Below are 24964 nucleotides of genomic sequence, written 5' to 3'. Positions count from 1 at the left end.
GAACGAGACGAGAAAAGTGAGTCGAGTGGACTCGGCGGGGAGCGGTTGGTTTAACAATCGGTGCGTCCTGCGATTCGTTCGCGTAGGTGAGTGCGTTGCTCATGGTTCAGTTGTCGAGGAACTCGCGTCTCGTCTCCATGCGTTCCCGCTCGGAACGCTGGTCGTAGTGCTGGTCAAGGACGTCCGAGGACACGTTCATCCGATCGGTGACCACCTCTTCGGGGACGCCGTCGCGAAGGTGCTGAGTGATCGCCCCACGGCGCACACCGTGGGGCGACCGTGAACTGGGGCACCGGCTCGCCTTCGCATTATCACGCATCCAGTCGCAACTCTCCGGCTGCTTGTCGTGTGGGCAGTCAGAGATCATGCAGGGTCGCGTCCACCGATACAGCGTCAACCTGATCGGGGCCTCGGTTAGTCGGCCCTGGCGACTCGAAATCAGGGGTTCACGACCAGACGATTCGACGACGTCGTGCCGGTGATGGCGGATGTAGTCACTGATCACCTGTGCGTAGTGCTCACCGACAGCTATCTTCCGCTCGGCAGCCGTACCGTTCTTCAACGGCGTTCCGGTCTCGGGGCGATGGCGAAGCTGAAGGTATCGTCCTTCAGGATCGAAGTCATCGAGATCGAACGCTCGCAAACTGCCCAGCCGGATACCAGTGTGCCAGAGGATCGCGATGATGACGTGGTCGCGGCTGGCGTACTGGAATCGGTCGAGATACCGCAACAAATCCTTGGCCTGGTCGGCCGGGAGTTTCTCGTCGCTGGACTCATCTTCTGGATCGACGTCAGGGATCAAAACGCGCTCGCGAAGACCCTGCTCGACAGCGTCGACGCTCGCACAAAACTCCAGAAACTTCCGTAGCGTCTGGAGGATCCCAACCAGCGTGACCGTGCTGACCTCGTCGTATCGATCACTCTCTCCGTTCGCCCGCCAGACGCGGAACTGGTGAAGATCGCGACCAGTGAGGTCGTTCAAGTTGTCGATGCCCTCCGCGTCGCACCACTCGACGAAGGACCGAAGCCGGTACATCTGGTTCTCGAGCGACTTTTCGGAGAGCTCCGTCTCGCGGTGATCCAGATAGAGTTCGACGGCCTCCTGCGGACCCATCGGCTGGAGATCCGTCACTCACGATCACCTCCGTCGTCCTCGACGAACAGCCCGATAGCGAGAATGAACACTCCGAACACGAGCCCAGGAATGATTCGGGCCGCATCCGGTCCCGCAGAGGGAACCGGAGGATGGTACCAAATATATCCGAACAGCAGCGGCGTCGCGATGATCGCAAGCACTCGCGAAAGGTCCGTCACTCACGATCACCACCGTCGAGACCGAGTGCTTCCAGGACGCGAGCGGCTCGGTTGCTCGGCTCGTAGCCCGTGATGAACGCTCGATGGCGGGCCTGGTCCCACGGAAGGCCCTGGCCGTCCTCGGGAGTCGGGAGCGATAGATCGACGATCGTCTCGCCGTCGCGAAGATACCAGTGCGCGCCCTCGGCGTCGTCGTAGACCTCAGCCCAGTCGAGGCGGTAGACCTCGAGGTCGCTGTCTTCGCCGCCCTGCGAGTGGAAGTACGCTTCGGCGAGGACGTAACACGCCTCCGTGATCGGATCCTCGGCGTCAGCGTAGTCGTCGTGGCGGACCTCGGGATCCTCGCGCACGTACTCGCGCAATTGGCGGGCGGTTTCGTCCGGCTCGACGACGATCTCCGGACTCGTGCCGACCTCGGTGTCTGCAGAAGCCTCGGCGGTGGTCACGCCTGATCACCACCGAGATCGAGGTCGCCGCCGAGGGTCTGAACCGTAGTCCAGTACTCGTCGATCGCTTCGATCAGGTCCTCGTGTTCAAAACCGAGCGTCAGCCAGCACTCCGTACACTCTTTCGGCTCGCCAGGTGTCTGTGTCCAAGCCTGTGCGCGGCACCGGGGACACTCGGGCGGTTCAGCGTCGACGCGCGAGACCATCTCGTCCCAGATCTCTTTCCGTCGACCGTGGGCCGTGTTGTGGACCTCGTCGCCAACGAGCGACTCGCGGGTCGTAGCGTCGGCGACGTCGGCCCACTCTGCGGTCAGCTCTTCGTTGCTCATCTCGGCAGGGTCGCGGTCGGTGATCGGGAGTTCCTCGACGGACTCAATCATCGGCATCACCCCGGCCCTTGTCGGTGACTGGCGCGACGGTGATCGCCGCCTGCTCGCTGCTGGCAAACACGCCACCATGCGGCGGTTCGATCACGAGAAGCGGGTGGTCGGCATCGGCGTACTCTGGGTCGGCGACGCCGATGTCGACGGTCTGCCAGCCAAGCGTCTCCAGCAAATCGAGCGCCTGTCTGAGGTTACTGACACTGACGCTCGTACCGTGATCAGTCTCGCCGATCGACGGGTAATCCGTCGCGTCGGCTGCCATGATCCCGACTCTGTCAGTGAGTCGAGTTCGTCCGCTCATGTCGACGCACCTCCCTCAACCACCGCTGTCCCACGAACGCGCTCGATCTCGTCGCGAGCCAAACCCAGCTCCATCCCGATCGAGACGTCGTTCGCGATCTCGAGCTCCTCGCTATCATCGGCGGATCGCTCGACGCGTCGCAGCATGTCGTCGAGCGCGTCAACCATCGCGTCCAGGGCCTCGGCTTCGGGCGCGCGCTTGCCGGCGACCATCCGATTAAGTTCGATGTGCAGCGCCCAGCCCTTGCCCTGGATCTGGTTGCCCTGACTCTCCCGCACAGCGTCGGCGAGTCGGTCCGCGGCGGCCTCCAGGACGGCCTCGGGAAGCTGCTCGCGAACAGCGTTTTCGAGGTCCTCGCGGGTCACCTCCTCGGGATCGGGAAGGTCCTCTTTGCCGTACAGGAGGCTCGTGTTCGTGGCGATCCGGAGCTCGTCGGCGAGGCTCCAGATACAGGCCGGGATCTGGCCCAGCGGCGTCTGGATACTCGTGAAGTCCTGGCAGAAGCCGCCGCCGGTCTCGCGATGGCGGCCACAGAGCGGTCGGCCACAGCACTGGCAGCGGTCGAGTGCCTCGTCGCCGCACTCGATACAGCGGTTTTCGAAGTCGATGCTCGTGTCGTCTCGTCGCTCGCGCTCTCGCTCGACGACGAGTTCGGATGGAATTGTCATAGTGAGTTGTTGATCAGCAGTTGGCTCGCGCCGACGCGACACCCGCATGGCTGGGCGACGTGGATCGTCGGGCCGCGCGTCTCGATCGCGTCGATCGAGGTCCCGCAGCGCGGGCATTCGGTCTGCTTGTTCGCGGGCGATTCCGGCCGAAGGCAGTCTTTTTCTGCCCGGGTAGCGTGGATTTGCATAGGTCGATTGGCCGACCGACGCGGCACCCGCGCTTGGGGCGCGGTGTCGCAAACCCGGTTTTTCCACACCGAGTAGGGACACCCTACCGAGTGCCGCGTCGGCCTGGTGAGCAAATATTTACCCGCATAACTTAAATCTTGGCCGAATATACATTCATACAGAGCAGATATGTGTCCAATAGCAGGAAAATCAGGTAGCATTATAATTGGCCGAACTGACCGAAAAATGTGCCACGCCGATATCGTGCTCGATGGATGACGGGGAGAGATGACATCATCCTCGAAATGCTCTCTGAGAGCGGCGTGGTCCTTAATAAGAGAGGGCTGGAAATCAACCTCCAACGAGAGGAAGCAGACATTTCCTACTCGACACTCCAGCGCCGCCTCCCTAAACTCGAAGATGCGGGACTCATCGAGGAGGTCGTGGAACAAGGGGCTTGGTACGCCATCACCGAAGAAGGCGAAGCTTACCTCGAGGGCGAGGCGGACCTCCGAGACACGGACGACCCGGACGGGTCCTGACCTTTTTAACGGATAGCGCGGGCAGCGAGGGCTATGCCCGATTACCATGCGCAGGACTGGCTGTTGATCACCGAAGCGCTCGTCAGCTGGGCGGGCAACCCGAACGACTTGGAAACCCCCCGCCAAAGGCGCGCGTGGACGCTCGCGGAGGAGATCGCCGCCGAGCAGGGACTCGCGCCTGGTGAGGCGTTGCTCCAGATCGACGACGACTGGAGCGGGTAGTTCTCGATCGCGAGTGCTGCGGCTCGACGTCGGGGAGACAGCTTGAGTCATGATTCAGTCGGCCGCCACTTCCCGAGAGTTCGGGTCTTTGATCTGGAGATCGTCGCGCGTTACCTTCTCGCCGGTCTTCTGATCGATCAGGTGATCGTGGACGCTCTGGGCGTCAGCGCCAGCGTCGAGATTGCGTTTGCAGGTCCGGCACGAGAACACGCCGTCCCAGACGCGCCAGTCGTTGTGCCCTTCTGGGCAGGTGAAGCGCCATTTATCGACCTTATCTTCGATCACAAACTCCGGCTCGTGCGTCGATTGGACCGACATATGCCGACAGAGATTGCCGGTTGTATAAGAGGAAACCCGAGGACGGAGTGAAAGTGAAAGTAAACGATGACACCAGGGTAGGAGCCATGGTGTAGGCCGGTAAGCATCACCAACTCCTATTACTCATCCAGAGGAATAACCCGATATGAAGCGGGCACTTGCGGTCGTCGCACTCGTCGTACTGATTGCTCTTGCTGGATGCTCGGGCGCAACGGGTGACGGAACGCCCGGCTCGACCTCGCCGGCAACCGAGACCGAGGCGGACGTTGTGGCCGGTCCTGGCGGGGCAGCAGTCGGCAATATCGATTTCCTCCTGAGCGATGGAATGCCGGTCTTAGCGTATGAGTACGACATCGAGGACTACACGAAAGTGATCGTAGAGGGGCCGAGCGGATCGATCCTGTCAGAGGAAACGCTCTCGCCAAACGAAAGCTACGGCGGCACCTATGTCTCAGAACCCTCCGGTGGAACGTACAAGGTGCTGCTTCGCAAGAGCGGTGAGACGATCGCGAGCGCCTCAGAGACCTACGATGGCCCGTCAGCCCAACTTCGAAATGTGTCCGCTGACTGGGATGGAACAACACTCAACAGCGTCAACGTGACGGTCTACAACGACGGCGATCTTCCTCTCAAAATCGCAGATCTTACTATCAGTGCAAAAGAGCAAACGTTCACAGAATCGGGATCAGAGTGGATTTATTCGGGTGATCTTCATACTCTCACAGCTCAGACAGGCTACGGCAACAGTATCAAATTAGAGCGATCTGGAATCGTAAATGGAGAGGTGAACGTTAAAACTGGTGACGGTAATTTGTCTGGCACTTTCCAGAGGAAAGTAGATTCTCCAAACTTATCGATTGAATCTGCTTCACCTGTATGGGATGGAACAAAACTTAGAGAGATGCCGATGAAGATCACGAACTCTGGCGATCTTCCGGCAAAAGCGAACATATCAATCAAGTCCGAAAACCAAATTATTGCCTCAGATGACAACGTGCCCGTTCAAGCTGGTGAAACAATCTCTGTTGATCTTCTTCACTCTGTATCTGAAATAGAACCATCCTCACCCGGCATCTCAGACTTCAATATAAGGGTCACATCAGAAGGTTCGGATGATTCGATGACTTTTAGCAAAGAATTCTCGGAACCTAACATCACGCTCCAATCAATAGAGCCAATTTGGGGGGAAGGAACGCTTGAATCCGTGGAATACAATATCACGAATTCTGGAGATATGTCCGGTAAATACCATGCAACCCTATATATTAACGGTGAGGAGTGGGTCTCAAATGAGAACGTAGCTAAAGGGCGTAGTAGTGAAACAAAATCATTCGGGGAATCATATAGTCACCTGAGTGAATTATATTCTGGAGGTGATTACAACATTACTGTGGCTCTTGATGGAAGATATACTCAAGGGATAATGACACAAGAAAAAACAATAGAGGGGACCACTGCTTCTCTATCTATTGATGACTTTTATTGGATATCTGAGTACGATGGAGGTGGAGAATTGTATAGTGTAGATCTTGATGTCGAAAACGAAGGACAGGCCCATCTTAGATTTGATGAAGTGCGTTTAACAGTAGATGGGAAATCTCACGATTACAGGTCGGCAACTGTGCTGGATCCAGGAGAGTCTGAACGCTTGTACTTAGATCCAAGAATGAGTCTCTCGTCTGGCGATTATAGTGTCAAAATTGAACTCCTACATGAAGGTGCCGTAGTAATAGATGAAACAGATTCGATTCAAATATCAGACTGACCTCTATCCTGTCGTAGATGGTTCTGACTCCTAGACACTCGAAGGGGCGATCGCTTCGTTCGAGCTGGCCCAACCGAACCCAAGGTAGTTGCGTGTTTCTGCACTAACGTGCAAAAATTGAGCTAAATCACCCTCGAAATCGGGACGATCTCCCCGATATCCACCACCACTAAGTGCGTGAAAGACATGAGTATCATGCAATGCTAACCAAAGGGAACAAGGACGGCTCATACGTCGTGTGGATGTCCCGCGACGAGTACCAGGTCCTTCCTCGAGAGGCCGAGACCTTCGAGCGCGAAGTAGCGATCCGACTGATGGGCGACTGTGGTCTTCGCGTCCAGGAGGTCCTCGACGTCAAGCCGAAGCACATCCAGCGTATGAGCGACGGGGAACACTTCGAGCTCGAAGTCGTCGCCGGGAAAGACACGACCGGCGAATACGACGACGGAAAACACCGCGAGACGTGGCTTCCCCGCGACGTCGAAGCGACGATCAATCGGTACATCCAGGAAGCTGGCATCGGCGATGACGATCTCCTCATTCCCCGATCGAAGCGAACCGTGCAGTACTGGGTTGAGGATGCTGCAGAGCGGGCTGCTGAAGAGACTGGCGACGAGGACTACCATCGAGTCTCGACACACGACCTTCGACGGTGCTGGGCCAATCACTTATTGGTCGAGGAGAACGTCTCCCCACGGATCGTGATGGCTCTGGGCGGCTGGTCGTCCTACGACGCGATCGAGCCGTATCTCGCTGCACCGACCGAAGAAAACATCATCTCGTCGATGGACTCGGTCGCACTGTGACCGTCAATCCAGAGAAAACGTAATCTCGCCCGAATCGCTGTCGTACCGGGAGATCGCGATATCGTCCTCGTCAGTGATATCGTGCTGCTCGAGGACATCGGCAGGAAGAGTGACGCCCAGCGAGTCGCCAAATCGCTGAACCGAGCGCGAGAGCGGTTTTCGTGAACCCATATCTGATTCATTGGGGTTGTTGAGAAAAAAGATTGCCATCATCAGATATCCTATACTGATTGAATACCCAATTGAATACTGATTGAATACCCCATTAGAGTCGTCCTTTTGAGGGTTGCTGCTCGTGACGCCCGTATCTCGCGTGCTGACAAGAATCGCGCGAGACCACGCATGAAAGACGACGACCGCGGCCGAAAACGGCCGAATAATCCGCCAACGCGCGGAGATCGGAACTCGGGAACAGGCTTCTTGACCGATGCAGAGCGGCGCGAGCGAGATCGCGCCATGCTCTCGGGAGCGAGCCGTTCGCTCGCCGGAGCACTCCTCACAGGAGACTTTTCGTAACATGACACAACACCTACGGAAGGGCGTATTCGCCGCATTCCTCCTCGCGGTTGTGGCGGGAATGACGGCGATGCCCGTGATGGCATCGAACGCGACGATCGACTACGGCGCCGACGCGGCGCCACAACTGGGGGTGTCTGGCGACGTCACGATCGCCGACCACCCGATGGGGAACGATTCACTCACCTATAACAACGACAACGGTGAGTGGACAGCGCTCCCGGCCGACGTGAACACCTCGGTCGACAACCCCTTCGAGTTCACGGCCTCGGACGTGGCCTTCGACGATGCTGGCGCGTTCCCACACGCCAGCGACGCGACGGCGCTGAACGCGTCGCTGTGGGCAACCGACACCTCCAGCAGCGCGGGCTCGATGACGGTCGGCGAGACCGAGACCGCGCCGGGCGTCGGCGCGCTGTCGATCTCGACGGCCTCCCAGACCAGCGGTGACACGGCGATCGCCAGCTTCGACCTGACGCAGACCGACGTGGCCTCGCCGGTCACGAGCGACGAGAACAAGCGCTACCTGCAGATCGTCGGTGACGTCAACGCACTGGATTCGGGCGCTGCCGTGAACGTCCAGGTCGTCGACGCTGACGGCGACTACTACGAAGCCGAGATCAACTCCTCCCGCTCCAGCGGCGAGGATATGATCGCCAACGCCACTGGCGAGGGCGTCATCTATCAGGCCCAACTCGGGACGCTGACGCTCAACCAGGTCGGCGACGGCACGTTCAACGACATCGAGACCGTCGAGGTCGAGGTCGTCGACGGCAACGCTGACGTCGATATCTCCGCGCTCAACATCGACAAGATGGGGACGTGGGACTTCGGCGACCAGCTGATCGACACCGACGACGATGACGAGCTCGAGTCCGAGCAGATCACCGAGCACAAGACGGGCGGCCCGATCGCCGTCTCGGACCTCTCGACGCTGGGCGACACGTTCAGTGACGCCCACATCATGGACCTGACGGTGCCGTTCGTCCAGACGGCCGAAGATCTCGCGCCGGAAGACGTGAGCGTCGAGTTCACGGCGGCCGACCAGTATTCGAACTACGAGAGCCACTTCGAGGGCGACTTCCGCTTCGAACTGCGGACGGCCTACGACCTGAGCTACTCCAACCTCGAACTCACCGACGAGGCGTCGGTTCCGGCGACCCGCTACGTGAGTGTCGAGTACGCTGAGGGCACGGGAGACACCGCCTTCGAGGACATCTCGTCCTGGAGCAGCATTTCGGGCTCCTACGACGGTGTTGGGGCGGACGTCTCGATCGATGAGACGGTCCAGCCCGGGACGGCGATGGTCGTCTCGTTCGATTACGTTATCACGGGCGACGAGCAGTCTGCCCTGGAGTCGGCCGGTGCCGCGATGGGACCGACCGGCAGCAGTAGCGGCGGCCTGCTCGGGTTCATCTTCAGCCCGCTCGGCATGATCGTGTCGGGCGTGACGGCGTTCTTCGCCGGCAAGCGCAAAGGGGTGTTCTGAGCCCATGCTGGGCACCGCTCGCGAACCGACCCGCATCCGGGGGGTGAGCTAAGATGTCGTCGTCCGGAGCTGATCTCGAAGACACCGACACGACGTCGTTGTTCAATTGGTCGTCGACACAGTTGAACGACAACGATTGGGGAATCGGAAACTTCCTCAAAGCCGGGATCGGCCTGACGATCGTCGGCCTGTTCACGGGCGTGATGGACGTCTTCAACGCGATCATCACGTTCATCACAACGCCGCTGACGTCGGCTGGCGAGTCGGTCAGCAACCTGTTTAGTGGGCTGATCGACTCACCAGTCCAGATCCTCCAAACAACGGCTGGCGTTACAGGGGACGAAATCGCCGCGACGTTCACGGGATTCCTTGGCCCGTTTGCGTTCCCGGTCGGAGTCGCGGCGGTCATGGCGTCGCTGTACCTCGTGACGATCTACCTGGAAGATCGGCAGACGTCGGACATCTTCCCTGGATCGTTCACGGACATCGACGTTCCGGAGTTCATCCCGATCATCGGGGACCCGGGAGTTCAGGAAACTGGCGAAGACGAAGACCGGGACTGATCGAGCCATGCTTTGCGCCGATCTCGTCGCGACCGCGCTCGCGGGGGTGTTGAGCCGTGGCTGACTGGGGCGACTTTAAAGAGAGTGTCAAGAGCGACATCTTGAACGTCAACACCAAGGACGGCGTTACAGTCGCCAGTGGCAACCCGGCTGACTGGCTGGGCGCGATCATCAAGCTCGGCGGTTTGCTCGTCGCGACCCTGCTGTCAGCAATCATCGTCGGTATCAACGACATCATCGACGGGCTCTTCACCGTCTTCGCCGGGCCGTTCGAGGGGTTGGGGAGCTTCGCTGGTGAACTCGTCACGGCGGTGATTGGCGTCCCGGTTGACCTACTGAGCACCGCGGCCCTCACAACGACGACAACCCTCACTGGAATCTCTGAGAGCGCAGTGAGGTCAATCGGTGACTCGACCTACTCCGAAGTGGATGCTGCAATGGGCCTGGACCCTGGTCCACTTGGGCTCATCGCGTGGCTGCTCGGCCTCGCAACGGTGCTGGCTGGCCTATACGTCGTCTCGATCGGCGTCCAGGAGGTGCTGGGATAATGTCTGTCGATCCGGGCACGGACTACGACGGCGATGGTGAAACGTTCTCAGAAGAGGGGCCAATAGAACGGGTGAACATCGCTGAAGAGTACGGTCTCGATCTTGGACCATCGAAGTTCACTAAAGCCGTCGGAACGGCCCTTGGTCCTCTGGAGGATCTGAAAGACTATGTTGGACAGCTAACGAGAATCGCGAGGAATCCAGTCGGGTTCGTTATCGGCTCGATCCTGAGCGTCGTCGTCGGCTGGATCCTTGAGATTTGGAAACTCGTCGTCGACGGCGTGCAGCTCGTCCTCGTAGGCTCCGAGCCGGGCTACGAAAGCAGTCACACGTACCTCGGCTTGGAGGACATCCCGCTGTTGCTCTGGGACCTCGTCGCGAGCCCGTTCGAGGATCTCGGCGGGCTGGCGCTGGGCCTGTTTGAGGACGGCGGAATCATCCCGTCCACCATTTCGTCGCTGGCCACCAGCCTCGGCCCACTCGCGTGGCCGGCAACAGTCGCGGCCGTCGTGCTGACGATCGTCGCTGCCGAGCGCATCGCGATGAATGCCAGCCGCGCGAGCCTGGCCGCGATCCCGGTAATCGGCCCGGCACTGGAGGTGCTCTTGTACGAATGACAGACATCGAAGAGATCATCACGCACCCGATCTCGTGGCTGGTCGGCTTGGTCGCATCGATCCTGGCAGTGAATCCGACGGTCGTGCTGGGATTCGTCGAGGCGACGTATCTCAATCTCGGGTCACTGTTCTCGTTCGTGAGCCTCGCGGGCCTGACGCTGCCGAGATACTGGCCCCCGAGCAACAGCGCGGAGTGGCTGATCCTCGCGATCGGCGCGGCGTTCGCGGCCAAAATCGGACACAAGATCTGGGAAACCTACGACAGAGAGATATGAGACTCGACACGACAGCGCCCGGAGGTGGTCGCGGTGCCTGAAAGCGCCGTCGGCAAACTCCTCTGGGCTGGCGGAGTATCGTTCGTGGCCTTCCTGGCCTTCGTCGTCGTCAGCGCCGCGTTCGCGGCGGGCTCGCCCCTGCTGGGCATGGGCCTCGTCCTCGCGACGCTGCTGGGATACTGGGCCTGGGTCTACCGAGATGAAACGGATTCGGCGGCCGAGACGGCCGAAATGGTCGGTGACGAGGCGGCCGGGTTCTTCGGCGGGCTCGTCGACTGGGTGACAGCGCTCGTGCTGTCGGTCGGCGTGATCGTGATCTCCGTCGGCGGCGGGATCTTCGACCTCGTCGACATGCTGACCCAGCTGTTCTGGATCGAGCCGATCACGGCGACGACGGCACTCGTCGCCGGCCTGATCGCCTACGGCGCTGCGACCGGCCACGACCTGCTCATGATCGCGGACATCAACGGCACGCCTGGTCTCCAGACCGAGGAGTGGGCCGTGATCGCGTTCGCGCTCGTGGTCATCGCCGTCCTGGCTCGCCGATACGCCTACGGGAAGGCACGCAACCGATGATCGACAAGTACCTCGGCGGCGGGATCCTCGGCGGGCTCGGTTTGACAGCCGTGATGCCGGATTGGCCGACGCTGGCCGCGGCGGGCACGCTGACGGCGATCAACACGGTGATGGGCATCAGCGGGTTCGCGATGCAGTTCGCGCTGACGGCGTTCCTTCCGAGTAACGTCCAGATCGCCCTCCCGACGCTTGGCATCGGTCTCGCGCCGGTCGTCGCCGGTATGGGATTGACGGTCTCGATCCTGGTGACGGCCGCCCGCCGAGGAGGGATCCGCTAATGCGGCGGTGCCGCGGTCGCACAGCCCGCTCGATGTCGCGGCCTGGTGGCCGCGGACACACCCCCGCATCCGGGGTGTTCCTATCATGACACGCAACGCACTCGCACTCACGTTCGTCCTCGTCGTATCGCTCGTGGCCGGCCCGCTCGCCCTCGCTGGCCCGACAGCAGCCACGCCGCAGGGATTCGTCGGCGTTCCCGACGGCCAGATCACTCAGGACGTCCCGAGCGGTGAGTCGATACCGCTCTCGGCGTCCGACCTCCAGGGTAACGTGCTGATAGACTCGCACGCTGACTCGACGGAAGTGATCCTGACGACGCCGAGCCGTGCTGACGAGATCATGGGATCGGATTCGAACGTGCTGGGCAGCGGCGAGATGGCGATCGTCATCCGAGACAACCAGCACGACGCTGGTCGGGAGATCGCGATCGACGCGGGCCAGCTGCGGACGGCGCTGGGCCACTCGCCGGAGATGATCTACGGCACGCACTCGTCGGGCGAGACGTGGCAGAGCCCGGCGGCCTACGAGGATGGCTATCTCCGCTTCAGTTTGGACCACTTCTCGTCGAATACGGTGACGTTCTCCGGCGAGGTCTCGATCTCGGGAACCTACGCTGACAGTTCGCAGGTCAGCTACGACCTCACCGACCTCGACGCGGCGTCTGATCCAGTGGTAAACTTGACGGGCAAGACGAACACCGAGTGGGATAACGTGAGTGCAACCGCCGTTGGTGTGAACCACACAAGTTCAATCTCGGTTGCTGGAAATAACCCGCCTACGAATGGCTCGGGGGGCGACCCGCAAATCAAAGTGACCGCGAACGTCGGCGGAGCAAGTACGTACAACCCGTTCCACGACGAAGGGGATGGAAGCGGGAGTTATAAGTATCAGTTCATGGGCGACGACGCGAACGATGACACTCGGGACTCGGGGATGCAAATCAACCCCTCGACTTCGGGTGAGGTAACTGAGATAACGGTTCACGTTGGAGGTACAATGGGCTCTGATTACGGTGGAAACGTTGATGTCTACATTTCTCAAGAAGCAACTCAGGATGGCGACTTTACGGACGGAACAAAGGTTGCGACATGGGATCCGACGTGGTCGACGGGGGCGCAGACGATCACGTTCGATACGCCGGTAAATGTCGAAAATGGGACGACGTATTGGATTCAGTTCCACACACCGACGAGCGATAACGACGGAACGGCGGACGCTCTACAAATCGAAGCGAGCGACGAACAGGCCTCTGAGGTCTGGTTTGAAAGGTATTTGTCAGACGGTGGCGGGTTTACGCATGACAGGTACGCGAACGTTGACGTGCCGATTGATGGGTCCGTTGACGGCCTCTCCGTGAGCGATGGCGACGGGAACTCGGCTACCTTTGGGGATTTCACAGATGGGGAAACAAAAACCCGTGCGCTGAACCTCTCAACCGCCACCTCGTCGCTCGACTTCCAAGGAAAGGGTGGAGGAACAATAGATTACACTCTGGTACTTCAGGAACACACCAAGACGGAAGACGTCGGTGTTGAACTTAACGGAAACTGGCTGAACCACACTGGCACGCTCGCGGACGGCGAAACCGCCTCGCTGTCCGGGGACGCGAGTTGGCTCCAGTCCGGCACCAACCGCGTGAACGTCTCGATGCCCTCGCTATCGGCCGACGCGCCGCCGATGCAGGTCGGCCTGGACTACTCTCACGACGCCAGTGACGACCTGACGGTCGAGTACACGGGAGAGAAGTTCACGGAGCGGTACAACGTCAGCAAACAGTACGCCAGCGACCGGCAGAACCCGACGCTGACAATCCCGTTCGCCGACACCGCCGTCGCGATGCGCGATCTCGAGTACCGCGTCAACGGCGGCACGTGGCAGACACTCACGACGGCCGACTACTCACTCGACAACACAACACTCACGGCCCAGCTGCCGGACGTCTCCGCGGGCGACGAGATCACCGTCCGGGCGAACGCCTCGAAGGTCGCCGTCGAGAACGCCGAGATCACGGTGACGGACCCGACGGCGGTCGGCGAGCGGCTGGACACGGCGATCGACATTCCGTCGACGAGCGGCGACGTGGCGATCACGTGGCCGGACAACTCGCGGCTGCGCTACGCCTACAACGAGACCTACGAGGGCGCCGACGCCTACCACGTCGACGGCAGTGCGACCCTCCAACTCCCGAACGCCGGCCAGGGCGACAGCCTGCGGGTCTCGTCGCTGCCGGTCCAGGTGGCCCCGCAGAGTGGCGACGTTACGATCTCGGTCGTCGAGCCGACCACGACCGAGCCGGTCCTGTCCGTCGAGTCGGGGTCGCAGTCCGGTGACGAGGTGAGCTTCACCCATCTCGAAGCGACCGACGGCGCGAAGTACATCCTCTATTCGCAGACGAACGATGTCGTCCGAGACTCGGGGACAGCCAACAGCCCAGTCACGCTCGTCGACGACGACAGCGCCGAGGTGCTGGCGATCCTCCTCGACGACAGTGGGGCGTCCAGCTCATCGGGTGACGATTCGAGCGCCACACTCGCGCCAGTCCCCGCGTCAGATTCGTTCCCGTGGCTACTGATCCTCGGGGCCGCCGGCGTGATCGTCCTCGGCGTGGTCGTCTGGCGTGGGCCGGATGACGTCGGTGGCTCGGTCGCCTCGACGTCGGCGGGCGTGGCAGCCTGGCTTCAGTCCCACCCGTTCGCGACGGCTGTCCTGGCGGTCGTGGGCGGGCTGGGCCTGATCGTCTCGGGGCTGATCGCAGTCCCATCGGGCACGGGCGTCGTCCTGCTCGTCAGCATGGTCCCGCTCGGGACGTGGGTCGCTTTGCGACGGTGGGGAGACCAGTCGCTGGTCGTCTGGGCCGGCGTCACGCTGATCGCACTCGTCCTGGGTCTCCAGCTGCTCGGCACGGACGTCGTCGCACTGATCTTCGACAGCCAGGCGGGCATCATCGCGACGATCGGCCTGATCGGGCTGGCCTACTACGCCCTCAAAACCTACCAGACAGAGGCAGGCACGCCGGACTCACAGACGACCGTCGAGTTCGACCTCGAATCCGGAGGTGATGGATCATGATTGAGCCGTGGTCTGCGACAGTCGGGACAGCGATCGCGACCGTAGCGGCTTCAGGGTTGATCATTCGATGGTATCTCCGTAAACAGGCCGTTGGGGGTGGGTTATACCCGTTCCCACTCGCAGATCTCCTCCCCACTCTCGACGACGATAGCAACATGGGTGATCGGCGATGACCAGGCGGTCGGTCATCGTCGCACTCGCGGGCCTCCTGGTCGTCTCCTCACTCGGCGGGCTCGTCATCGCCCAGCAGGGCACCCCGGATGCGGGGGGTGATCTCACCCTCGCCGAACTCAAAGACGACGGCAAGCATCACGGCGTCACCGGCGCACGAATCGTCCCGGGCCAGGAGCAGGTGTTTTACTTGGAGCATATCCCTGCGAATCAGCCCTGGAAATCCGTCTCCTCGGAGTCGAATGGCCCGAAATTCGGCAGCGGACAGACACTCCAGACGAACACGCTGTATCTCCGAACGATCCGGACGGATCCCGAGCCCCAGACGCTGAACGTTACGATCGCGTTCTGGGACCGCGGCTCGCGAATGGTCGAGGACGGCAACGTCACCCGCGAAGAGGCCGTCGCGGCAAACGTCACGACGACCACTCAGACGGTCACGCTCGGCCAGGGCTGGGCAGTCACCCCGATCGACTTCCCGAAACACGATAGCGAGGTCCGCGCGACGATGTGGATCGAGGAGTATCCGGACTCGGCCCGCTGGGTGTTCAGCCACAAGAGCGTCGCGTTCACCCAGCCGATCGGCGTCGGCACCTGGAGCGAGTTCGTCGTCCTGGCGGCCGGGTTCGTGATCGTTCCCGCACTCGCCTTCGGGGCCTACGGTGGCCGCAAAGTCCGCTCGTGGGTCGATCGTGCCGGCGCGCCGCCGGGACACGGCTTCCTGTACTACTTCCTGGCAGCGACGATCCTCGCCGGACTGTCGCTGTACGGGCTGTACGCCTTCGTCGCCGAGCTGATCGTGGCGGCACCGATCGTCCTCGGGCTGTACGTCGGCGTCGTCTACGTCGGGTATATGCTCGCCACCCACGAGGGCAACACGTCGCGGAAACTGTTCTGGCAGCCTCACATCGAGAGCGTCGAGGCGTTCGCGAAGACGAAGATCCCGTCGATCGGCGCGGATGCGGACGCCGAAGAGGGCGACGGCAACACGGTAAGCTTCAGCGAGGACATGCCGTTCGGGACGATGCGGTCCTACCGCATCCTTGACGAGGGCCAGGACGGGCTCTCGATCGTCCGTGACGGCTGGCTGGCGTTCCTCGCTCGGCTGAAAGGCGGCCGTGCGAAGATCGAGAACGTTGACGAACTCCGGACGCGCTTCCAGCTGTGGAACTCTGGCTGGGACGAGGTGTTCATCGTCGATCCCGACGCCGACCAGTTGATCGAGTACGAACCGCCGGGCCTGTCGCTCAAGACGCCGGAGATCGACGATTGGACGGATCTCGTTCGACCGGCACTGATCCTCGGCGGGCTTGGCCTGGTCGCCTGGCAGGCAACCCAGCAGTACGGCGCGATCGCGTGGACCACCCTACTGGTCGCCGTCCCGTGGCTGGTCTGGAAGTTCGCGGTCACGGGCACGGACACGTATGCCCGCGTCGAGCCCGCGCCAGCGGCCATGCGCTCGGTCCTGGCGTCGATGCTCGTCCTCCAGACGGGCCATCGTGACGCCGCGAAGCTCGAGGAGGCCGAGGAGTTCGCGTGGCGCGCGCTCGCCCAGGATGAGGAGGCGAACCTCTCGTGGGAACGCCGCCGCGACGAGACGTTCGTCGACGCGACGTTCGGGACTGGCGAGGACGGCGAAACGAAACCGGATCCACTCGGACCGAGACCGAGCGATGCCGGCAGCCACCCGGCCGCAACCGACGGCGGTGATCCCGATGAGTAAATCCCGTCGGCCGGCCGAGCGCCAGCTGATCGTCCAGTTCGAAGAAGAGCGCGACGCCCTCCTCGATGGCTTCGGCTCCCGTCGCGAGGTCCTCCGCTGGGGTCAGCGGATCGCCGTCCGGACGCTCGGACAGCTGCCACAGCGCCGCTTCCACCAACTGGCGAAGAGCTTCGTCCCCGACGAGGAGTACATGGAGGGCGTGCTCTTGGCGGCCTTCCTGGACGCGAGTGCCCGGACGCGCGACCTCGACGAGGGGGCGGCCGAGAACGTGCGCGAGCGCTGGGCCGCGGACGTCCTCGGGCCTGTGCAAGTGCGCGCGTTCCGCGATCTCCGGAAGGACGCCGGCGAGTACATCGGCGAAGACGAAGACGACGAGTCTGGCTACGATCCAGCCGCCCAGGACTTCGTGATGCGGCCTGCCCTCTCGGAACTGGACGACTATCAGCAAAAGGCCATGGACATGGTCCTGGGCGGCCTCAACGACCGGAGCCAGATCCTCAAGTGGGGCGACGTCCTCACGACCGCAACCCGCGGCGAGCCGATCGACCCGGAGCGCGGCGCCGGCACGTTCGTCCCGAAATGCTACCGCGAGCCTTCGACGGTCGATCTCCTCACGCGAACCACGCCCGCGTACCGACGCGCACGTGAGGCTTTCGTCGCCCATTGGCTGCTACCGGCGTTCAACCGCGGGGTGCGAGACCTCGCCGGTCGGACGACGGAGGAGCCAGGCGACGAATCCGAGGGCTACGGCCCCGGGGAGGTGGCCTGACATGTCGATGCAGATCTCACTCGACGAGCGACTGAAGGAAGAGTTCACCGCCGAGGTCGAGGGGACGCCGTCGACGGCGACGCGGCAGGCACGAGTCCATCGCGACGACGATGCCGAGACGGTCGACGACGTCCGCGGTGCCCACGACGGCGAGATGCTGTACCGATACTTCGGCATCACGCCGTTCCACAAGGCACTGCGAGCGTTCGACCGGCGCGATCACCCGGTCACGCGCTTCCCGAGCGCCTACCTCGACGCCGTCGTCCACGTCGACGACGCCGAAATCTGGGCGCTGGAGGACGGCGACATCGGGTACTTTGAGGAGCAGGGCGCGCCGCGGACCCGGATTGAGGTCATGAAGTGGCTGGCCGAGCGTCCGGAGATCGTCGGCCGCCTCAGCGACGGCGGGACGGACATGCACGCCCACTCGAAACCCGGCGGTGGGAAGACGTCGTTCGGCATGCTGCCGGGCGTCGTCCGGCTCATGGAGATCAACAACGAAACGATCCTCTGGCCACTCCCGGCCGACAAGACTGGCCTCGTCGAGGAGGTCGAGATCCTGCCGATGGCGCCGTACATGACGCTTCTCCGGCCGAAGGGCGTCGAGATCTCTGCGGAGTTCGTCCCGAAAAACCCGCGGCTCGACAAGGTCGACGTCGATCTGACGACGCCGCACCCGTTCCGCAACGTCATCGAGTACGAGGATCCGGTCGACATCCTGGAGAACATCGTCCTCCGGGGCGGTGCCTATGCGATCCTTCCTGACCCCCGCTTCCGGGAGTGTGAGCGCCTGACGGCGACGAACTACGTGACGCCCGACGAGGCGGACGACATTAGTGAGGTAACGCGCCTCCGGTACTGGGATCACGCTCTCATGGCAGCTCGGGCCAAGGCCGACCAGTTCCTGCACCCGTCGACGGTGATCGAAGACGAGTTCAGCGATCTCGTGCCGATGAATCCGAAGGCTGACGCCTCGGACACGCATCAAAAGGTGAAGTCCTGGCCCGAGGTGTACGGGAAAGCGCGCAAGAAAAACCACAGTCTGGTCTCGATGAGCCACTCGATCAACCGGATCGATCCCGACGTCCTCGAAAAAGAGCGGTGGTTCGTGACGATGCCGGACACTGACGTCCCGTCGTCCGTCCCTGGTATCTCGAAACCGCCGGTCTCGACGCAGTTCATGTCGGGCAAGCCGAAAGGGACGGCCGTCGTCTGGACAAACAACCGCTTCGCGGAGGTCGGCTGGTCGAACCCCTACCGGACGATCGACTTCCGGGGCGAACTCAACATCGAGTATCCGGGGTGGCGGGAGGCGATGCTTCGTGTCTAAAATTTCAAAAAATCGCTCGACTCTGGGCAATTTCGAGACGTCGAGGCACGGGTTCGAACGGCAGAAACACGGCCGCGCGCGGCTATTCGCGGCCGAGCCGGCGCCGATACGCGCGCGCGTTTTAACGGCACCTGGCGGGGTGCCCCCGCGCACACACGAGCGACGCGACCGAACGGAGGCGAGCGCGCGTGATCTTTGAACTCGTCGACTCGCTCGGGATCGATGTCGGAACGTGGGCGATCTTGCTGGTCGTCGCCTGGTATCTGTTCCGGGGTGCTCGTGCCGGCCGGCGAGCTGGCTCGCTGCTGGGTCGCGTCGTCTCGGACGTGGTGCTCTTGCTCGTGACGGCTGCCGTCGCGATGGCGCTCGGCTGGGCCGATCTCGACCTGCCGCGCATCCTCGATCACGTCTCGGCCGGGCTGACGTGGCTCCAGAGCGACGCGCTGGACATGCTCAGCGGGGTGGTCGGATGAGCGCCGACACAGTGCCCGCGGTCGCCTGTCAGCGCTGCGCGAGCGCGGCTGCGCATCCTCACGGCCACTATCCGCCTGTCTGTCCGAACTGCGGACGAGATCGACATCGCTGATCCGTTACCGTAAGGTCACCTGGGGTAGGATCGTCCCGATTGCTCAATACACCGCATCACCCCGTTCACTACTTCTACCGGGCACCAATTGCCGATTGACCAATCCACGAGCGCGCCGAGCGGTATGCGAGGCGCGCAATTGGAATAGCCCCTTAGGGGCAATTACCGTAGGGGTACCTGGGGCGACCCGGCACCAGATACAGACCAATATCTGCGGAAAGAAGTACTGAGGACAGTGAAAACACGCGGAAGGGGCCACTGGCGTGGAACGGAATCGAGCGGAAAACTGGCGATCGGCGCGAGGCGCGATGATATTTGCCCTACGCAAACATACGGAACAAGATACTATCGAGAATAATTAGAAATGTATGGGACAAGAACGGCGAAAAACACCGAAAAAAGAGATTGCTGCAGCTACCGAGCCCGGGTGGGCCCGAAAGCGAGCGCCGGAGGCTAACCCAGCCAGTTATAGGCGCTCGCGCGTATTTTGGCGTCGTCAGGCTCTATCTCGCCACTCTCAAGGTACCTGCCGATATCGGCGGCCGAGTAGCGAAGGTCCTCGACGAGCACCCACTCGGGACGATCGTCGTCGACGTCCTCCTGGTCGTCGCCGGCGTCGTCGGCTTCGTCGTTCTGGTCGTCAGCCTCCTCACGTTGCTCGCGCTGCTCGCGACGGCGCTCGACTCGATCCTCTGCGTCGGCGCGGACATCGTCGAGCGACCGATCCGGATGGATCTCCTCGAGGCGCTCGATCGAGTTGAGTCGTAACTCCTCGTTGTGGAAGACGACCAGACGAGGGTACGTCGTTCGGCGGAGGACGTCTTCTTCCTCGAACTCGGCCACGATCTCCCGCACGTAGTCGCGGGAAAAGCCAGAGAGTTCGACGAGCTGGTCGTACTTAGCGCCGTCCAGTGCCGCGACAAGATACAGAATGTCCCAGCGGGCCTTCGTCAGCGAGGAGTAACAGACTCGAAGAATGCTCTCCTCGCGCTCCTCGTTGGCCTCGCGCATCGCGCGTCGCCAGCCCTTCGGGACGATCGTGTCGATCATCTCGCGCTCGTCGGGCTTGTAGTAGTCGTCCTCCTGGAGCGAGTAGTGCTCGATGCCCGAGCGAATCGCAGTCGCGCTGACCAGCTGGCGGAGAGTCCCTCGCAGCATACCCCAGTCGTCAACGTGTGGCAGTCTCGTGTCGTCGTCTGTCCCGGCGAAGAAAGCCTCGAGCTTCGGTTCTTTCAGCCGGGAGTCTCGAGGGTTCCCTGTGATTCGATAGACCTTCTGGCCGAGCTGAAATCCGTCGCGATCGGCGTAGCCAGCAAAGCCAATCCGGTTCCACATGTCACTGACAACCCGCTCCTCAACATTGGCTCCGTTCCGGTAGCGCCCGCCACCCTCGGCATCACCGGAGCCACCGAACTCGATCAACGTTCGCATCGAGCGGAGCTTCGCGACGACCGCGGACATCATCGTCTTCGGAATTCGATGATGGACTTCACCCTTCCAGAGCCGCCAGGACTCACGGTTCATCGTTTCCCAAGCCGGGCGGTCGATCTCGAGGGCGTCGAACGCGAGGGAGACTACGGCGATCGTCCGGGCGATCGCCTCGCCGGCCTCGGCGTAGGTGGTCTGGGTTCGGAACTTCGTCCCTTCGCCGTACTGGCAGATGAGATTATCGCCGGACTGGTAGACCAGATCCTCGTTCTGTGGCTGAATCCAGCACTGGTACGAGACCGGAGCCCGGAGATTGTCGCGCGAGCGCTCGATCGCCTCTTCCGGGTCGTCAGCGTCGATCTCGGGGTCGTAGCGCTCGACCTGCAGGCTGTACTCGTAGCGCTGTCCCTCGACGCCGTCCTCGCCGGCGTCGGTGCCGACCTTCCAGCCCTTCGACTTGAGAACAAGATGGGCTGGGAAGTCGTCATCGAGCCACGAAAGACGCTCGTGGACGTCCTCGATGAGGACATATGGCTCGTTGGACGGATCACCGACGGCGTCGCGCCACGCACGCCAGAGGCGGCGATACGCGAACTCGTCTCGATCATCGTCATCGAGATCGTTGATCACCAACTCGACACCGATCCCGTGCGTGATCGGATCGGGATAGTCGAGGGTTTCCCACTCGCCAGCAGCGTTGGGGTCGTCTTTGTCCTCGAGATCGGGTTCGAGACTGGGCGTCTGTGTCTGGAAGTCTTGAACAGCAGTTGGAGTCGTCGTACTCATGCGTTGATCACCGGATTCGGGACTGCAACTGGCATTGCACCGTCTCGGTCGTCGAGACGGGCGTCGACGCGTGAGTACGACTCTGGAGCGTGGTCGACCGGCGACGGGATAATGACGTGCTCGCGACGGTGGTTCGAACACCGATAGCCGAACACGGGAATCACGTCGCGATCGACGTCGAGATCTTCGAGGAAGCGTCGAGGGACGAGCGGAGTCCCAACATCCTCGAGCTCCTGTCCGCAAAGCGAGCAGCGGACAACGCCGGAATGTGGGTCGACATCCGGGCTGAGGACCGTTTCCCTGGGAAGGTCCTGAGGACTCGACTGAGAAATCGTCACGCGGACTCACCCCCGTCGGTCATCAGCGTGGTCTGCTCGTGACCGTCGGAACGGGCGTCCAACCACGCCATTTGTTCGCCGATTCCGGAAAGGTCGTTCTGCTGAAGCGGGAACACGACGGTCGGCTCGATGCCGGCGTGGAACGTTTCCCGATCTCGAAGCGGCTGGATGTACTTCTTTCCGGCTAGGACCACGATCTCGTCAACGTCACGGCCGTTTCCAAGTTCCCACGCAACCCATTCGATAAGTGCCATGCCGACTTCGTGGGCGAGCTGGTCGAGTTCCTCCTCGTCGAGGTCGTCGATACTCGTCTCGTAGGGAAGGAGTTCAGCAGTCGGCGGAATCAGTCCGTGCTCCGCCGACAAGATCTGCCACTGATCCCCGCACATCTCGGCGTACTCGCGCTTCTTCTGGAAGTACGTCGATGTGTACAGTTGCTTCGCGGGGTATGTTTGGCCCTGCGGCGCGTCCCGTTTGGCAGCGCCACAGCCGACGATGACGAACCTCACGCCGACTCACCTCCGTCGCGGTCAGTGGCCGCACGTAGTGACCGGCCGTTTCCACGGTCCACCTCGACGTAAGGAAGTACCTCGGCGTCGTCGGGAGCGTGCTCGTCGCACCAGTAGCGGTCGATGTGATTCGGCTTGTGGCTTCCCTCGTGGGTCGCCTCGTTGGTGCAGCCCGAGACGGTCCCGTCCTCGGCAGCGCAGTCAGGCACATTCGTCCCACAGTTGACGCAGGACTCGATCTCCGAGAGCGACGGTCCTCGGTACTCGACGACGACGCCACAGAACGCGCCGCAGTTGTCGCACCGGTATCCGGTGGGAGAATCGGCGTCTATCAAGCCGAGTCACCTCCCGAACAGTCCGGACAGAGATGGCGGATCTCGGGATAGTACTCGTCCTCCGGCGAAACGTCGACGGAGTCCATCCATTCTTGTGGATAGCTCTTCCCACAGCCCATGCAGCGCTGCATCGGCGGCTTCGCGCCAATCTCGCGGGCACATGGAGCACAGTAGTCGTCGCTCGCGAGTCCGATGTGGACGCCACACCGCGAGCAGGCTGCTGGGTCCTCGCTCGGGTCCCGACGCTCAGTATCGTCTTCACTCATCGCGATCACCGCCGATCGGGTTGCGGTCGGCGACCACGACATCCGCAATCAACTCGCAGACAGGGCAGCGAATGCCGTGACAGCAGTCGCAGGCAGTCGTCCCGAGGTGGTCACAGTCCTTGTTGTAGGCCCCGACCTGATCGCTGTCTCGGATGACGGTCCGCGAGGGGTACTGGTCGCTCCACTCCGCCCCGCAGTTCTCGCACCCGTAGGAGACTTCGAAGGCGGGCTCCCGGTCAGTGTCGTCCACGCACTGACCGCCGTCGGTGACGATCTCAGGCCGGAGGTGGGTTTTCCAAACGGGGACGATGGCGGGCTTCGCATCCCGGAGGATGTCGGCGACGCCGGCGCTCGTGGCGTCGTCACGCTGCTTACCCTCACGAAGTGCCGAAAACATCCAGACGTCAAACTGGCGTCGCTGGTCAGGGTCATCTTTCAGCCCAACTTCGGTGATGCCACTCGAACCCCAGGAAACGAACGCGAGTCGGCCGTCAACATGCTCGAGGGTGCGCGCCCAGTCGTTGGGCTTGACCGCGCGAGCGGGACGCTCGCCGCGAGCGTACTCAAGAACGCGCTGGACGGTGACGCGCTGGTCAGGATCAGCGTCCTCGAGGATCTCGATCGCGCGGTCGGTCGCACGTTCGTCGACGTCGACGACCAGCTGCTCTTCCAGGTCCCAGGAGACGTCGTCGGCGATCTCGTCGGCGGCCGCCATCAGGCATCACCTCCCGTCGTGAGTTCTAACCGACAGTCGAGACAGTAGCGACCGACCTCCGGGATGATGTTGTGATACCAGGCACGGACTTCGGCCCGCACGAAGCCTGGAGATCGCGGCTGGCCACATCGATCGCATCCATCTCGATCGTCGCGGAGATGGTGAGCGATCGGCAGGGCGACCCTGTTCAGCCATCCCCAGCGAACAGCCGAGAACGGCTGTCGAAGGCCGTCTCGGAACGACATCAGTCACCACCCCCGGATGCGGGTGTGGTCACGTCGCGGAACCGCTCGCGCAGATCGTGAGCGAATTCCACGGTGTCTTCGATCGTGATCTCGCCGACGTCGACGGCCGCGACGACACTGCCGTGCTCGCCGAGATCGGAGACGATGAGCGTCTGTTCAGGGTTGTGCTCGACGAAGATCTCGGCCTGGTCGTCGGATCGAGCGACGCGATCGTGGGGATCGCGGGAGTGATCGATGTCGATCGACATCAGGCCGACCCCCTTTCTTCGATCCGCTGTTTGATCTCGTCGAGCGTCAGTTCACCATCGAGGAACTGATCCCACTCCTCGATGGTCATCCGATCGAGCAAGTACTCGTACGTTGTGTAGCCGTCGTAGGAGCCGAATATGCAACGCTCGCCGTCGTACGATTTGGGTAGATGGATGCCTTTGTCGTAGCGGCCGATCCGCAGCAGCGTCTCGACGTCCTCGGGAATCCCGTCTGGGAAACAGTGGCTGCAAAGCCCGTCCTCGGTCACGCGAGGATCGTCGGCGTCGATGGGCTCTGGTTCCCGACTGGTGTTCGTCGGGCACGCGAGTTGCCGATCGGGACTTACGGCGTCGACGTCGGCGTTGTCGACGCTCATGGTCGGCACCTCCCATCATCCAGTGCTGAACAGTCCTGCCCTTCCTCGAGGATCGGCATTCCACAGAACTCGCAGATCTCGACAGCGTCGAGATCGACGTCAGTCGCGCTCACGCCGACCACCCCTGTTCCCTGGCCCGCATCGCCAGACGGTAAGGGGCGCGTTCGGTCTTCGCACGAACTCCCCCCTCACAGGGATGATACGTTTTTGAGAGAACGGAACGCTCAGCAGTTAACGACGTGGATTCGTCGCTCTGACGATCCCTCGTTATAC

General features: G+C 61.9%; 34 protein-coding genes. 17 read left to right on the top strand and 17 right to left on the bottom strand.

The window, feature by feature from the left end; genetic code table 11:
• Positions 1 to 106: 106 nt before the first annotated feature.
• Genes FR699_RS12485 through FR699_RS12460 form a run of 6 tightly spaced genes read right to left on the bottom strand, consistent with a single transcriptional unit; the run spans position 107 to position 3112 of the window.
• A complete protein-coding gene (locus FR699_RS12485) occupies positions 107 to 1114 on the bottom strand; it encodes a site-specific integrase (RefSeq protein ID WP_158855747.1) in 1008 nt (335 codons plus the stop codon).
• 14 nt (positions 1115 to 1128) lie between these two features.
• Positions 1129 to 1314, bottom strand: a complete 186-nt coding sequence (locus FR699_RS12480) for a hypothetical protein (protein ID WP_158855614.1) — start codon at positions 1312 to 1314, stop codon at positions 1129 to 1131.
• Positions 1311 to 1760, bottom strand: a complete 450-nt coding sequence (locus FR699_RS12475) for a hypothetical protein (RefSeq protein ID WP_158855613.1) — start codon at positions 1758 to 1760, stop codon at positions 1311 to 1313. The genes FR699_RS12480 and FR699_RS12475 overlap by 4 nt, the downstream gene beginning before the upstream one ends.
• The gene (locus tag FR699_RS12470) at positions 1757 to 2140 is read right to left on the bottom strand and encodes a hypothetical protein (RefSeq protein WP_158855612.1); all 384 of its coding nucleotides are present in this window, start codon (positions 2138 to 2140) and stop codon (positions 1757 to 1759) included. Before FR699_RS12470 ends, FR699_RS12475 begins: the two co-directional genes overlap by 4 nt.
• Positions 2133 to 2444, bottom strand: coding sequence for a hypothetical protein (locus tag FR699_RS12465; protein WP_158855611.1), 312 nt, complete (start codon positions 2442 to 2444; stop codon positions 2133 to 2135). Before FR699_RS12465 ends, FR699_RS12470 begins: the two co-directional genes overlap by 8 nt.
• Complete coding sequence (locus FR699_RS12460) at positions 2441 to 3112, bottom strand: hypothetical protein (RefSeq protein WP_158855610.1); 672 nt, start codon at positions 3110 to 3112, stop codon at positions 2441 to 2443. The genes FR699_RS12465 and FR699_RS12460 overlap by 4 nt, the downstream gene beginning before the upstream one ends.
• A gap of 443 nt (positions 3113 to 3555) precedes the next feature.
• Between FR699_RS12460 and FR699_RS12455 the strand changes: the two genes are divergently transcribed.
• Both FR699_RS12455 and FR699_RS12450 read left to right on the top strand, forming a co-directional pair.
• Positions 3556 to 3822 carry a winged-helix domain-containing protein gene (locus FR699_RS12455; RefSeq protein WP_158855609.1) on the top strand — a complete coding sequence of 89 codons (267 nt, stop codon included), beginning with the start codon at positions 3556 to 3558 and terminating at the stop codon, positions 3820 to 3822.
• Positions 3823 to 3855: 33 nt separating this feature from the next.
• Complete coding sequence (locus tag FR699_RS12450) at positions 3856 to 4044, top strand: hypothetical protein (RefSeq protein WP_158855608.1); 189 nt, start codon at positions 3856 to 3858, stop codon at positions 4042 to 4044.
• A 54-nt stretch (positions 4045 to 4098) separates the two neighbouring features.
• Here FR699_RS12450 and FR699_RS12445 read toward each other — a convergent pair whose 3' ends face one another.
• Complete coding sequence (locus FR699_RS12445; protein WP_158855607.1) at positions 4099 to 4362, bottom strand: hypothetical protein; 264 nt, start codon at positions 4360 to 4362, stop codon at positions 4099 to 4101.
• A 145-nt stretch (positions 4363 to 4507) separates the two neighbouring features.
• Here FR699_RS12445 and FR699_RS12440 point away from each other — a divergent pair, with 145 nt between their 5' ends.
• Together FR699_RS12440 and FR699_RS12435 are read left to right on the top strand one after the other, a co-directional pair.
• Entirely contained in the window at positions 4508 to 6127 is a 1620-nt protein-coding gene (locus FR699_RS12440; protein ID WP_158855606.1) for a hypothetical protein, read from the top strand.
• 200 nt (positions 6128 to 6327) lie between these two features.
• Positions 6328 to 6933, top strand: coding sequence for a site-specific integrase (locus FR699_RS12435; RefSeq protein WP_158855605.1), 606 nt, complete (start codon positions 6328 to 6330; stop codon positions 6931 to 6933).
• Positions 6934 to 6936: 3 nt separating this feature from the next.
• Here the strand turns inward: FR699_RS12435 and FR699_RS12430 are convergent, their stop codons facing one another.
• Entirely contained in the window at positions 6937 to 7104 is a 168-nt protein-coding gene (locus FR699_RS12430; RefSeq protein ID WP_158855604.1) for a hypothetical protein, read from the bottom strand.
• A 346-nt stretch (positions 7105 to 7450) separates the two neighbouring features.
• On the opposite strand from FR699_RS12430, the gene FR699_RS12425 reads away from it, so the two are divergent.
• From FR699_RS12425 to FR699_RS12365, 13 genes are all read left to right on the top strand, one after another.
• Positions 7451 to 8938 (top strand): hypothetical protein, encoded by a 1488-nt coding sequence (locus FR699_RS12425; RefSeq protein ID WP_158855603.1) that lies wholly within the window; start codon positions 7451 to 7453, stop codon positions 8936 to 8938.
• Between the two features lie 53 nt (positions 8939 to 8991).
• Positions 8992 to 9501 (top strand): hypothetical protein, encoded by a 510-nt coding sequence (locus FR699_RS12420; protein ID WP_158855602.1) that lies wholly within the window; start codon positions 8992 to 8994, stop codon positions 9499 to 9501.
• Between the two features lie 56 nt (positions 9502 to 9557).
• Positions 9558 to 10049, top strand: coding sequence for a hypothetical protein (locus FR699_RS12415; protein ID WP_158855601.1), 492 nt, complete (start codon positions 9558 to 9560; stop codon positions 10047 to 10049).
• Positions 10049 to 10666, top strand: a complete 618-nt coding sequence (locus FR699_RS12410; RefSeq protein ID WP_158855600.1) for a hypothetical protein — start codon at positions 10049 to 10051, stop codon at positions 10664 to 10666. Before FR699_RS12415 ends, FR699_RS12410 begins: the two co-directional genes overlap by 1 nt.
• Positions 10663 to 10941 (top strand): hypothetical protein, encoded by a 279-nt coding sequence (locus tag FR699_RS12405; RefSeq protein ID WP_158855599.1) that lies wholly within the window; start codon positions 10663 to 10665, stop codon positions 10939 to 10941. The genes FR699_RS12410 and FR699_RS12405 overlap by 4 nt, the downstream gene beginning before the upstream one ends.
• 33 nt (positions 10942 to 10974) lie before the next feature.
• Positions 10975 to 11517, top strand: a complete 543-nt coding sequence (locus tag FR699_RS12400; protein WP_158855598.1) for a hypothetical protein — start codon at positions 10975 to 10977, stop codon at positions 11515 to 11517.
• Positions 11514 to 11795, top strand: coding sequence for a hypothetical protein (locus FR699_RS12395; protein ID WP_158855597.1), 282 nt, complete (start codon positions 11514 to 11516; stop codon positions 11793 to 11795). Before FR699_RS12400 ends, FR699_RS12395 begins: the two co-directional genes overlap by 4 nt.
• A gap of 85 nt (positions 11796 to 11880) precedes the next feature.
• On the top strand, positions 11881 to 14865 hold the full coding sequence (locus tag FR699_RS12390) for a DUF4082 domain-containing protein (RefSeq protein ID WP_158855596.1): 2985 nt from the start codon (positions 11881 to 11883) through the stop codon (positions 14863 to 14865).
• Positions 14862 to 15038: a hypothetical protein gene (locus FR699_RS12385; RefSeq protein WP_158855595.1), complete on the top strand. Its 177-nt coding sequence runs from the start codon at positions 14862 to 14864 to the stop codon at positions 15036 to 15038. The genes FR699_RS12390 and FR699_RS12385 overlap by 4 nt, the downstream gene beginning before the upstream one ends.
• A complete protein-coding gene (locus tag FR699_RS12380) occupies positions 15035 to 16759 on the top strand; it encodes a hypothetical protein (RefSeq protein ID WP_158855594.1) in 1725 nt (574 codons plus the stop codon). The genes FR699_RS12385 and FR699_RS12380 overlap by 4 nt, the downstream gene beginning before the upstream one ends.
• Positions 16752 to 17528 carry a hypothetical protein gene (locus tag FR699_RS12375; protein ID WP_158855593.1) on the top strand — a complete coding sequence of 259 codons (777 nt, stop codon included), beginning with the start codon at positions 16752 to 16754 and terminating at the stop codon, positions 17526 to 17528. The genes FR699_RS12380 and FR699_RS12375 overlap by 8 nt, the downstream gene beginning before the upstream one ends.
• 1 nt (position 17529) lies before the next feature.
• Positions 17530 to 18858 (top strand): hypothetical protein, encoded by a 1329-nt coding sequence (locus tag FR699_RS12370; protein ID WP_158855592.1) that lies wholly within the window; start codon positions 17530 to 17532, stop codon positions 18856 to 18858.
• A 188-nt stretch (positions 18859 to 19046) separates the two neighbouring features.
• The gene (locus tag FR699_RS12365; RefSeq protein ID WP_158855591.1) at positions 19047 to 19331 is read left to right on the top strand and encodes a hypothetical protein; all 285 of its coding nucleotides are present in this window, start codon (positions 19047 to 19049) and stop codon (positions 19329 to 19331) included.
• A gap of 566 nt (positions 19332 to 19897) precedes the next feature.
• Here the strand turns inward: FR699_RS12365 and FR699_RS12360 are convergent.
• Genes FR699_RS12360 through FR699_RS12320 form a run of 9 tightly spaced genes read right to left on the bottom strand, consistent with a single transcriptional unit; the run spans position 19898 to position 24691 of the window.
• Complete coding sequence (locus FR699_RS12360) at positions 19898 to 21658, bottom strand: hypothetical protein (RefSeq protein ID WP_158855590.1); 1761 nt, start codon at positions 21656 to 21658, stop codon at positions 19898 to 19900.
• Positions 21655 to 21996: a hypothetical protein gene (locus tag FR699_RS12355; protein WP_158855589.1), complete on the bottom strand. Its 342-nt coding sequence runs from the start codon at positions 21994 to 21996 to the stop codon at positions 21655 to 21657. The genes FR699_RS12360 and FR699_RS12355 overlap by 4 nt, the downstream gene beginning before the upstream one ends.
• Positions 21993 to 22505: a DUF6884 domain-containing protein gene (locus FR699_RS12350; protein WP_158855588.1), complete on the bottom strand. Its 513-nt coding sequence runs from the start codon at positions 22503 to 22505 to the stop codon at positions 21993 to 21995. Before FR699_RS12350 ends, FR699_RS12355 begins: the two co-directional genes overlap by 4 nt.
• On the bottom strand, positions 22502 to 22840 hold the full coding sequence (locus tag FR699_RS12345; protein WP_158855587.1) for a hypothetical protein: 339 nt from the start codon (positions 22838 to 22840) through the stop codon (positions 22502 to 22504). The genes FR699_RS12350 and FR699_RS12345 overlap by 4 nt, the downstream gene beginning before the upstream one ends.
• On the bottom strand, positions 22837 to 23106 hold the full coding sequence (locus FR699_RS12340; protein ID WP_158855586.1) for a hypothetical protein: 270 nt from the start codon (positions 23104 to 23106) through the stop codon (positions 22837 to 22839). Before FR699_RS12340 ends, FR699_RS12345 begins: the two co-directional genes overlap by 4 nt.
• The gene (locus FR699_RS12335) at positions 23099 to 23821 is read right to left on the bottom strand and encodes a hypothetical protein (RefSeq protein ID WP_158855585.1); all 723 of its coding nucleotides are present in this window, start codon (positions 23819 to 23821) and stop codon (positions 23099 to 23101) included. The genes FR699_RS12340 and FR699_RS12335 overlap by 8 nt, the downstream gene beginning before the upstream one ends.
• Entirely contained in the window at positions 23821 to 24066 is a 246-nt protein-coding gene (locus FR699_RS12330) for a hypothetical protein (RefSeq protein WP_158855584.1), read from the bottom strand. Before FR699_RS12330 ends, FR699_RS12335 begins: the two co-directional genes overlap by 1 nt.
• The gene (locus FR699_RS12325) at positions 24066 to 24314 is read right to left on the bottom strand and encodes a hypothetical protein (RefSeq protein WP_158855583.1); all 249 of its coding nucleotides are present in this window, start codon (positions 24312 to 24314) and stop codon (positions 24066 to 24068) included. The genes FR699_RS12330 and FR699_RS12325 overlap by 1 nt, the downstream gene beginning before the upstream one ends.
• On the bottom strand, positions 24314 to 24691 hold the full coding sequence (locus FR699_RS12320) for a hypothetical protein (protein WP_158855582.1): 378 nt from the start codon (positions 24689 to 24691) through the stop codon (positions 24314 to 24316). Before FR699_RS12320 ends, FR699_RS12325 begins: the two co-directional genes overlap by 1 nt.
• Positions 24692 to 24964 lie beyond the last annotated feature (273 nt).

Origin of the sequence: Halorhabdus sp. CUG00001 (assembly GCF_009797925.1) — an archaeon.
Classification (GTDB): Archaea; Halobacteriota; Halobacteria; order Halobacteriales; family Haloarculaceae; genus Halorhabdus.
This window is presented reverse-complemented; position numbering and strand designations above follow the sequence as displayed.

Coding starts and splice junctions, on each gene's coding strand:
- FR699_RS12485 (WP_158855747.1), bottom strand. CDS start 1,114: ATGGGTCCGCAGGAGGCCGTCGAACTCTATCTGGATCACCGCGAGACG.
- FR699_RS12470 (WP_158855612.1), bottom strand. CDS start 2,140: ATGATTGAGTCCGTCGAGGAACTCCCGATCACCGACCGCGACCCTGCC.
- FR699_RS12465 (WP_158855611.1), bottom strand. CDS start 2,444: ATGAGCGGACGAACTCGACTCACTGACAGAGTCGGGATCATGGCAGCC.
- FR699_RS12460 (WP_158855610.1), bottom strand. CDS start 3,112: ATGACAATTCCATCCGAACTCGTCGTCGAGCGAGAGCGCGAGCGACGA.
- FR699_RS12455 (WP_158855609.1), top strand. CDS start 3,556: ATGACGGGGAGAGATGACATCATCCTCGAAATGCTCTCTGAGAGCGGC.
- FR699_RS12450 (WP_158855608.1), top strand. CDS start 3,856: ATGCCCGATTACCATGCGCAGGACTGGCTGTTGATCACCGAAGCGCTC.
- FR699_RS12445 (WP_158855607.1), bottom strand. CDS start 4,362: ATGTCGGTCCAATCGACGCACGAGCCGGAGTTTGTGATCGAAGATAAG.
- FR699_RS12440 (WP_158855606.1), top strand. CDS start 4,508: ATGAAGCGGGCACTTGCGGTCGTCGCACTCGTCGTACTGATTGCTCTT.
- FR699_RS12435 (WP_158855605.1), top strand. CDS start 6,328: ATGCTAACCAAAGGGAACAAGGACGGCTCATACGTCGTGTGGATGTCC.
- FR699_RS12430 (WP_158855604.1), bottom strand. CDS start 7,104: ATGGGTTCACGAAAACCGCTCTCGCGCTCGGTTCAGCGATTTGGCGAC.
- FR699_RS12425 (WP_158855603.1), top strand. CDS start 7,451: ATGACACAACACCTACGGAAGGGCGTATTCGCCGCATTCCTCCTCGCG.
- FR699_RS12420 (WP_158855602.1), top strand. CDS start 8,992: ATGTCGTCGTCCGGAGCTGATCTCGAAGACACCGACACGACGTCGTTG.
- FR699_RS12410 (WP_158855600.1), top strand. CDS start 10,049: ATGTCTGTCGATCCGGGCACGGACTACGACGGCGATGGTGAAACGTTC.
- FR699_RS12405 (WP_158855599.1), top strand. CDS start 10,663: ATGACAGACATCGAAGAGATCATCACGCACCCGATCTCGTGGCTGGTC.
- FR699_RS12395 (WP_158855597.1), top strand. CDS start 11,514: ATGATCGACAAGTACCTCGGCGGCGGGATCCTCGGCGGGCTCGGTTTG.
- FR699_RS12390 (WP_158855596.1), top strand. CDS start 11,881: ATGACACGCAACGCACTCGCACTCACGTTCGTCCTCGTCGTATCGCTC.
- FR699_RS12385 (WP_158855595.1), top strand. CDS start 14,862: ATGATTGAGCCGTGGTCTGCGACAGTCGGGACAGCGATCGCGACCGTA.
- FR699_RS12380 (WP_158855594.1), top strand. CDS start 15,035: ATGACCAGGCGGTCGGTCATCGTCGCACTCGCGGGCCTCCTGGTCGTC.
- FR699_RS12375 (WP_158855593.1), top strand. CDS start 16,752: ATGAGTAAATCCCGTCGGCCGGCCGAGCGCCAGCTGATCGTCCAGTTC.
- FR699_RS12370 (WP_158855592.1), top strand. CDS start 17,530: ATGTCGATGCAGATCTCACTCGACGAGCGACTGAAGGAAGAGTTCACC.
- FR699_RS12360 (WP_158855590.1), bottom strand. CDS start 21,658: ATGAGTACGACGACTCCAACTGCTGTTCAAGACTTCCAGACACAGACG.
- FR699_RS12340 (WP_158855586.1), bottom strand. CDS start 23,106: ATGAGTGAAGACGATACTGAGCGTCGGGACCCGAGCGAGGACCCAGCA.
- FR699_RS12335 (WP_158855585.1), bottom strand. CDS start 23,821: ATGGCGGCCGCCGACGAGATCGCCGACGACGTCTCCTGGGACCTGGAA.
- FR699_RS12330 (WP_158855584.1), bottom strand. CDS start 24,066: ATGTCGTTCCGAGACGGCCTTCGACAGCCGTTCTCGGCTGTTCGCTGG.
- FR699_RS12325 (WP_158855583.1), bottom strand. CDS start 24,314: ATGTCGATCGACATCGATCACTCCCGCGATCCCCACGATCGCGTCGCT.
- FR699_RS12320 (WP_158855582.1), bottom strand. CDS start 24,691: ATGAGCGTCGACAACGCCGACGTCGACGCCGTAAGTCCCGATCGGCAA.